5 protein-coding genes and 1 pseudogene are annotated in these 8,111 nt (G+C 41.0%); 2 read left to right on the top strand and 4 right to left on the bottom strand.

The window, feature by feature from the left end:
• Nucleotides 1-829: pseudogene (locus BK127_RS41195) on the top strand (IS110 family RNA-guided transposase); the annotation flags it as partial.
• A gap of 757 nt (nt 830-1,586) precedes the next feature.
• Here the strand turns inward: BK127_RS41195 and BK127_RS41190 are convergent.
• From BK127_RS41190 to BK127_RS41175, 4 genes are all read right to left on the bottom strand, one after another.
• Nucleotides 1,587-4,244 carry an ABC transporter permease gene (locus tag BK127_RS41190; protein ID WP_076238433.1) on the bottom strand — a complete coding sequence of 886 codons (2,658 nt, stop codon included), beginning with the start codon at nt 4,242-4,244 and terminating at the stop codon, nt 1,587-1,589.
• A complete protein-coding gene (locus BK127_RS41185) occupies nt 4,241-4,924 on the bottom strand; it encodes an ABC transporter ATP-binding protein (RefSeq protein ID WP_076238432.1) in 684 nt (227 codons plus the stop codon). Before BK127_RS41185 ends, BK127_RS41190 begins: the two co-directional genes overlap by 4 nt.
• Before the next feature lie 106 nt (nt 4,925-5,030).
• On the bottom strand, nt 5,031-6,275 hold the full coding sequence (locus BK127_RS41180) for a HAMP domain-containing sensor histidine kinase (RefSeq protein ID WP_076238431.1): 1,245 nt from the start codon (nt 6,273-6,275) through the stop codon (nt 5,031-5,033).
• 3 nt (nt 6,276-6,278) lie between these two features.
• On the bottom strand, nt 6,279-6,974 hold the full coding sequence (locus tag BK127_RS41175) for a response regulator transcription factor (RefSeq protein WP_076238430.1): 696 nt from the start codon (nt 6,972-6,974) through the stop codon (nt 6,279-6,281).
• A 658-nt stretch (nt 6,975-7,632) separates the two neighbouring features.
• Here BK127_RS41175 and BK127_RS41170 point away from each other — a divergent pair.
• On the top strand, nt 7,633-7,950 hold the full coding sequence (locus tag BK127_RS41170) for an IS110 family transposase (RefSeq protein ID WP_256711696.1): 318 nt from the start codon (nt 7,633-7,635) through the stop codon (nt 7,948-7,950).
• Nucleotides 7,951-8,111 lie beyond the last annotated feature (161 nt).

Here is an 8,111-nt window from a genome sequence, read left to right as displayed (position 1 = left end):
GGCAGTCGTATTAGAGGCAACGGGTCATTATCATAGTTCAGTTGTTCAATTCTTGGACGAGCATCAGTTTGTGCATATCGTCATTAATCCGTTACTTTCACACCAAGCGAAAAAGGCTAATTTACGCAAGGTAAACACGGATGCCGTTGATGCGTACCAGTTGGGAGAATTATTCTACAAAGAAGAACTAGAGCCTTACAAAAAACGAGGTCAATATCTGATGAATTTGCGTTACCTGACAAGGCAACACGAGTCTCTAACCCATATGTACGTTCAAGCAAAGTTACAATTCCAAGCGGTGCTAGATCAAGTGTTCCCGGAGTATCATGGCGTGTTTGGTTACCTTTATGCTAAGGTTTCCCTTCGTTTCCTGGTTCTATATCCAACGTCTCAAGTGGTGCTAGCGATGTCCGAGAAAGACGTTATGACGCACATTCATAATCTTGCGGGATATGTTAATCCCAACTGTTGGACGATAGAAAAGGCACAAAAGTTAATGGCTGCAGCAGAGCGTAATCCCTTTAAGGAGACAGCTTTCCCAAGTCATTTAATCTCTCTGGAACTACTTATTCATTTACTTCTTCAATACCAAGACCATCTATCGAAACTTGATCAGTCCATAGAGGATTTGGCTCAAGAATTATTGGAGTATGATTTGATTCAATCGATCCCCGGCATTGGCACTAAACTTGCGGCAACAATTTTGGCCGAAATCGGGGAAATCGATCGGTTCGATCATGCAAAGAAACTGATCGCATTTGCGGGTATTGATCCTAGCGTTTTTTCTTCCGGAAAGTTTACTGCTACTCGAAATCCAATTACTAAACGCGAACCAAGAAAGAAGCTTTCCGCTTAGACTGAATTAGCAAGCCTTAGACATTGAGGAAAACCTTCCCAAATATTGTGGAGCGGTTATTTGTCGTACCCTTTTTCCAGTATAGCATCCCTCGTTTCGTTCATTAATAATTAAATATTGACAAGCTATTAGCTGGTATAGCCATACATGCAGCGCAAGCGCTGCACCACAGATGATGAAAATGGGTCGAAGAATCTGTCCATACTGCTACTATGGCTGGGAGAGGAAGGTCGATGAGCTACGGTGCCTTAGAGCCCATCCGTTAGTCTGATTCCAACGATCACGGTACATCACAGATTGTCGCTCCCTTACGGGAAGCACTCATGGGAGATTAATCCTACTTCTGATTGTTGCCCCTGCCTCTACTTAGACGGAGCCATAAAGAGGATGTTTTCAAAGTGGAAGTTGTCATTGAACGGGCATGCGGTATGGATATTCATGCATTCCTCATTGGTTTCTGTTCCAGAGAATCCTTGTTCAAGGTTACAGATTTCTTCCACAATAGCAGGTGGATTGAGATCAAATAACAAGTCACTTGTTGTTATATCAGTATTAAACTATTTAGTTGTAAACCCTATTCATAATTTTCTTTCTCATTTATATAAATTGCCCCTTCAAAGATGGAAGGGGCTGTTCTCATTTCAATTTCTCTTTGAATCGTCATGCTTTATTGAGATACATCAAGTCGGTCAAAACGGGAATTTTATCCGCATATTTACCCCCAGATACCTTAGTTTTCCCTTCCAAGTGAATCGACAATACTGGCTTTATTTAGCCTGTACATCGGCCATACTGTTGCGATGAGAGTGGTAATAATTGCGCCTATAAACGCGAAGCCGATACTGTGCCATGGGATAGCCCAAGCAATTTCCACAGCATACCTGAAGAGGCGGTATATTACAAAATTTAGAGCCGTCCCGATAATAACTCCGTAAACTGCAGCAAACAATCCATAAAATACCCCTTCTAAAATAATCATTTTCCTAATTTCTTTCTGTGTCATGCCGATTGCCTTTAGGACTGCAAACTCTTTGGTGCGAAGAATCAGATTCGTACTCACTGTATTTACAATATTCAAGAAGGCAATTAAAGCAATGACACCAATAAAACCGTAAAGAAAGATACTGGCTATCGTTGCGTCGTTTTTAGCTTGGGCTAATTCCGTGACTCTATCAGTGTAGTTATACCCGGCGTCAATCTCGGTTAATGCTTGAAGGTAATCCATTATTGATGTGTTGGGTAGATCGGGATTGGCAAGAATATATATTCTAGAATAAGTGTCATCGCCCATAATCTTTGCGAATACATTCGGCGTAGTAATGAATGTGAGAATTTCACTCTCCGTATATTTATTCGACAACAATTCTTGATCTGCGATTCCGGCCACAGTCACCGTGTGGTACTCCTCACCATTTTTTTCCGTTGCACGTATTTTGATCTGATCTCCGACTTTGAAGTTGGTTTGATCGATTATAAGCTGTTTACCTTGTTCCGTTATTTTCTTTATTTTTTGTATAACGATAACGCCATTCTCCCGGTTCATTTTCTCCTTGTCGATCGTTCCGGAAGTGAGTTTGGATTGTAAAGCATCCAAACCGTCATTTCCGTAGGATACAAGGTAATTGTTGTCTTTTCGATATCCCTCCCCTTCTTTATCCGGATAACTATCTTTCCTTAGTTCAAAAAAACTTGGATTGACCTTATTCTGTGGGATAATAGCCATCGCTTGTTTATTGTAGAACTTGTAGGCTTGTTGTACAGCATCAAGCTTGAGAATGTCCTGATAGACGGAATCATCTATCTGCTTAGAAGGGCCATCATAGGAAACCGAATAAGAATATTGAATACCCGGTAATTGCGTTATTTGCTTCAAAAAATCAATCAGACCGCTAAAGACAATAAATAATATGATGCTGATAACCATGGAAAAAGCTGTAATGCGGAAGCGTTTCTTGTTCCGTTTCAAGTTCCGACTGGCAAATTGTCCTTCTATGCCAAACAACTTCTTCACAAGCAGGGATTGCTTAATACTTGTGATTTTTTCTATTTTCGTGCTTCCTACACTTTTTACCGCTTCAAGAGGGGATACTCGAGCTGCCTGTCTTGCTGGTCCAATAGCGGAAAGATAGACGCTCAGCAACCCCAATAAACCAGCTGAGAATAAAATCGGCAAGGAAATGACCATCTTCATATCATTAAAAAAACCTAACTCTAAAAAGCTGATGTTGTAAAACAAGAGCTTCATAAAAATGGTTCCTGTGAAGATCCCAATTGGAATACCGATCAAGCTCAAAAGCGTCGCTTCTTTAATCACAATTTTGCGAATTTGAGATGGCGTAGCTCCAATGCACCGTAGAATACCAAATTGTGAAATCCGCTCTAGCACAGAAATATGGAATATATTATAAATAACCGCTATGGTGCAAATCATAATAATCGCGATGACAGCAGCGTAAGCCAGTATGAAGCTTTTATTCACCCCTTCATACGTGCTTTTGCCATACAGCTTTAGCAACTCATTATTATACTCAATTCTCAAATTATCCATACTGTATTCCCGATTCAGTTGCTTGGCAGAATCTTGATCAACATCACTAACACGTAATGATGACAAGATAGCTTCCGTCTTTTCTTTAATTTGATCCAAGGTTTTCATCTTGACGTAAATGAAGTACTTTTTCTTCTCATCAATCGTCTTGTTATCATTAAAAGTTATGGCTGGAAAGATGAATGTGGAAGACCAATTACCGCGGCCTATCTCCTTCATAAATCCGACTACCGTGAATTCGCGTTGTGTTTGGGCTTGAAAGGCTTCATCCAGATTCCAACCAAGATCGCCCATACCATCAATCTTTCTTTCTTTACCGGTCGATGCTACCTTCCGAATGCCGAGGTTTAGTTTGATACTTTCACCAAGTTTTGGTTTTTCTGAAAAATACCTCAAACTCTGTGAAGAAAGGATAATTTCACTCGGATTTTTCGGCAGTCTGCCCGAGTCTAACTGTACCTGAAGCATGTTCATCGCTTCCACATCATAGCCCTTTACATTCAGGTAACGATAGGGTGCGGCAATCGGATTTTCCCGCTTTTCTTTCACATCCGATTCACTAATGGCAACATAGCCTTCTCGGCTGATAACTCCCGTACTTTTTACCGTTGCATTATTATTTACTTTTGGGACAGCTTCTCCTGAAATACTATTGAATGACACGTGGTAATCTCCGAAGTCCCGTATGGTTTGTCTGATTAACTGGTCGTGATAGCTCACACCAATGGTTCCAATCGATGTGAGCAGTGTAACCGACAATACAATGCCTAATATCGTCAGCAATGATCTTTTTTTCTGACCCTTTAAATATTTCAGGGTAAGGCCGGTATAGTTATTCACTCTTCACTCACCTCATTTTGTTGCAGTAAACCGTCTTCAATCTTCACGACTCGATCCGCTCGCTGAGCAATATTCAAATCATGCGTGATCATAATCAAGGTTTGATTGTATTTTTTAACGGAAAAGGTAAGTAGATCGACAATTTCCTTGCTGTGTTTGCTATCAAGATTACCGGTTGGTTCATCAGCCAAAATAATGGAAGGTTTGTTGATTAAGGCTCGACCAATAGCTGTTCTTTGCTGTTGACCACCTGATAATTCAGAAGGAAGATGATGCCTTCGGTTAATCAGCCCTAAAATGTCTAGCAATTCCTCAAGATATGCTTCATCCACTTTTTTGTTTTCGAGCAACATCGGCAGCTTAACGTTTTCCTCCGTGGAAAGGACCGGGAGCAGATTGTACGATTGAAAAATAAATCCGATTTTACGCCTTCTGAATAGGGCAAGTTCTTTTTCGCTTTTGGTGTAAAGTTCAATGCCATCGATAATTACCTGGCCACTTGTCGGTCGGTCCACTCCCCCTAACAGATGCAGCAAGGAGCTTTTTCCGGACCCGCTAGCGCCCACTATCGCTACAAATTCTCCCTGCTTGACTGACAAATTGACATTTTTCAATGCCTCCACTTTGACCTCTGCACTTCCATAGGATTTGCATAAATTTATGGTTTTAAGTATTTCCACCTGTTATCCCTCCAAGTTTTTTTAAATCACTATGCTTGTTTGTTATTTTAAGCGTCGAAGCTTACGATAAAGTGAAGAGGAAGCTTACGTTTTCGTAAGCTTCCTCTTATCGACTATCTTTAAGAAACGAGATCCTGAATTCAGATCCTTCTCCTGGCTTACTAGCAACGGTTATTATACCGCCTTGTCCTTCAATGATTAACTTGGTTAAAGACAAACCGATGCCAATACTTTGAGGTTTTGCGGTACTTCTTCCTCTATAAAATCGTTTGAAAATATGAGGCAGATCCTCCGGAGAGATGCCTTCTCCATGATCTCGAATGATCATCGTATTAAATAAGGTGTTTTCCTCCAAAACAATATGGATTTCTCCCTCCTTTGGGGTGTGCTCCAGTGCATTTTTAATCAGATTGATAAATGCTTCTGTCAGCCACTCTTCATCCGCCTGTACGAGTATTTCATCGCCACCACGGATGTAGATCTTCTGCATCTTCTGCTCGGATAACAATCGTAACGACTGTAAAGCATTTTCGATCAACTCCCTCAATCGAATCACTTCATTGTGAAATAAAATTGCCCCTGCTTCGACCCGTGCCAGCTTTAGTAAACTGACGATGAGCCATTCCATTCGTTCAAGTTGTTGCCGGCTTCGTTCCAGAAATGTAACTTTCATTTCTTCCTTCATTTTGGGGTCGTTCAGCAAATTTTCATTGAAAACAATTAGTGATGCTAGCGGCGTTTTAAGTTGATGCGAAATGTCGGATAGCAAATTGTGCAGAAAGGTTTTTTCTTGTTTAAGTTGCTCAAGACTGTTGTTTAGCCTTCCAGCCATGGCGTTGAAGCTGCGTCCTAATAAACCAAAGTCTCCTTCATCGTTCTCTGGCAGCGGTTTGTCAAATTGACGTTCTACGACCTGCTCCGCAGCAAAGGCAACGGTTCTGATCTTGTCAAACAATTTACGATATTCCCATAGCAACAAAAGCATGAATGGAATGACAAAAAGTAAAACAAGAGCTGCCATATTCATGGGCAATGCGATGCCTGAAAGTGCTGGCTGATCTTCTACGGACATATCCTCCTTATACCCGTATTGCGCCAATATCCGTTTGCCCTCTATGATTTCACTTTCTTCCGCTCCCTGGGTAATATAGTGAATAATTTCATTTTCAACTTGGGGCTCTTTCTTCAAAATATACCCAATTAGCGCTGCATTCTGGTCCACAATGGTCTGATTTATGCTACCGACTTGACTACTTATAAAAAAGAACATGAATAGTGACAAAAGAAGTTGTAATGCAAGTGCTTTGGCGGCGATGGACTTCCACTCTGGATTCCTGATGACTTCAATCATGGTTCAACTCCCTACTACTTCTGCATTCCATTTGTATCCGACTCCTCGAACGGTGATGATATATTGAGGTGTAGCAGGCTCGTCCTCCACTTTCTCCCTTAACCTTCTGATGTGAACCGAGAGGGTATTGTCATCGATGAATTCTCCCGACATATCCCATAAACTATTCAGAATGGCGCTTCTGCTGCAAATTTGTTTGGGGTGAGTGATTAACATCAACAGCAGTCGATACTCCAGCCCCGTCAGTATAATTTCTTTATTATTTTTGAAGACAGTTCCTTCGAGAACTCGAACCTGAATGTCACCGGATCTCCATATATTTGCTTTTTCTATATTCTTATTGTTGCGTCTTAATACGGCTTTAATTCTGGAGAGGAGTTCTTTGGTCCGGATAGGCTTGGTCATATAATCATCCGCACCCAAATCAAGCCCAACAACAACATTGGTCTCCTCATCCAGAGCCGTCAAAAATATAATAGAAACTTGGGACGATGCCCGGATTTCCCTACACATTTCATAACCTGATCCATCAGGCAAATTAACGTCTAACAAAATAAGATCGACAGCGCCTGTCACTAATGCCTTTCTGGCTTCTTCTAAGCTACCGGCAAGAATAACAGTATACCCTTCACTAGTTAAGGTGTAGCTAATACCGAACACAAAATTATCATCATCTTCAACCAGTAATATTTGATTCATCGTGCACCTCATTCCACGGAAGTTCTATATAGTAGGCCACTTTCATAACTACAAGGATCATGTTAAGGATCATGTTTTTTAAATTTATTGTATATCATTTACCGTAGCAAAGGAAATTCCATACGCTTCCATGTAAATGTAGTTTACCCCCTAAAAGCCAAAGGCCTTAGAGGTACAAAATCAATCGATATCATATCCCCTTCAGCATTCCCAGAACTTATTCCCAGCATTACTTTTCGCCGTTACTTATGATACAGTTCACCACGTATGAATCTTAAACTATCCTGCCTCTATCGTATTATAAGGTCAACCAGTTTTTTCTGGTTGATCCTTTTTGCATTTGCTTTGAGGATTAAGGTAGCTGGGTCTAACGTTCCTGCCCGTGGGACTTGATCCCGTGCGCTATAATGTTCACCCCTACTTGTCATGACCATGATTGAGGCTGGTTGGGACGCAGATCCCGAATAACAAGCGATGCTATGGAGCGAAAAGAACTACCTATAGGGGCTACCGGTAAATCTATATCGAGGAGAGATGGGATGAACCCTGTTATCGGGTTAGATTTTTCTAAAGAAGAGAGCCATGGACAAGCCTTTTTAGAGCGCGGTAACCGTACAGAGGGACGTTTCAATTCGAACATAACCGTGAAGGGCTGGCAATGCTACTTCAATTTGTCCACAATGTAGAGCATGCGTCTGGACAACGTCCTTTGCTTGTTCTAGAAGCAACCGGGCATTACCAAAGTCCGGTGGTTAAGTTCTTGGAGGAGCATCATTATCTGCACATTGTCATTAATCCGCTTATCTCAAATCGGCTTAGAAAGTCCAGCCTTCGTAAAATAAAGACAGATGCTGCTGATGCTTATCTGTTGGGAGAACTGTACTACAAAGAAGAATTGAACCCTTTAAGAAAAAGGGCGTGCAACTGCTTAATTAATCTGCGTTATCTAACGAGACAATATGAGTCTCTTTCATAGATGGGTTGTGGTGCAAAGTTCTAATCCATGATACCATGATTGAAATTGAGACATGGGATGGGGCTATTTTTTTGGAAACTGAAGTAGATTTGTTTAAGTGGAAGCAATATGAATCAGAGATTATCTTGCTAACTATTAGATGGTATTTAACATACAGCCTC

Source organism: Paenibacillus sp. FSL H7-0331 (assembly GCF_001956045.1).
The sequence above is the reverse complement of the archived record's forward strand: the minus strand, read 5'-3'. Positions and strand labels throughout refer to the sequence as shown.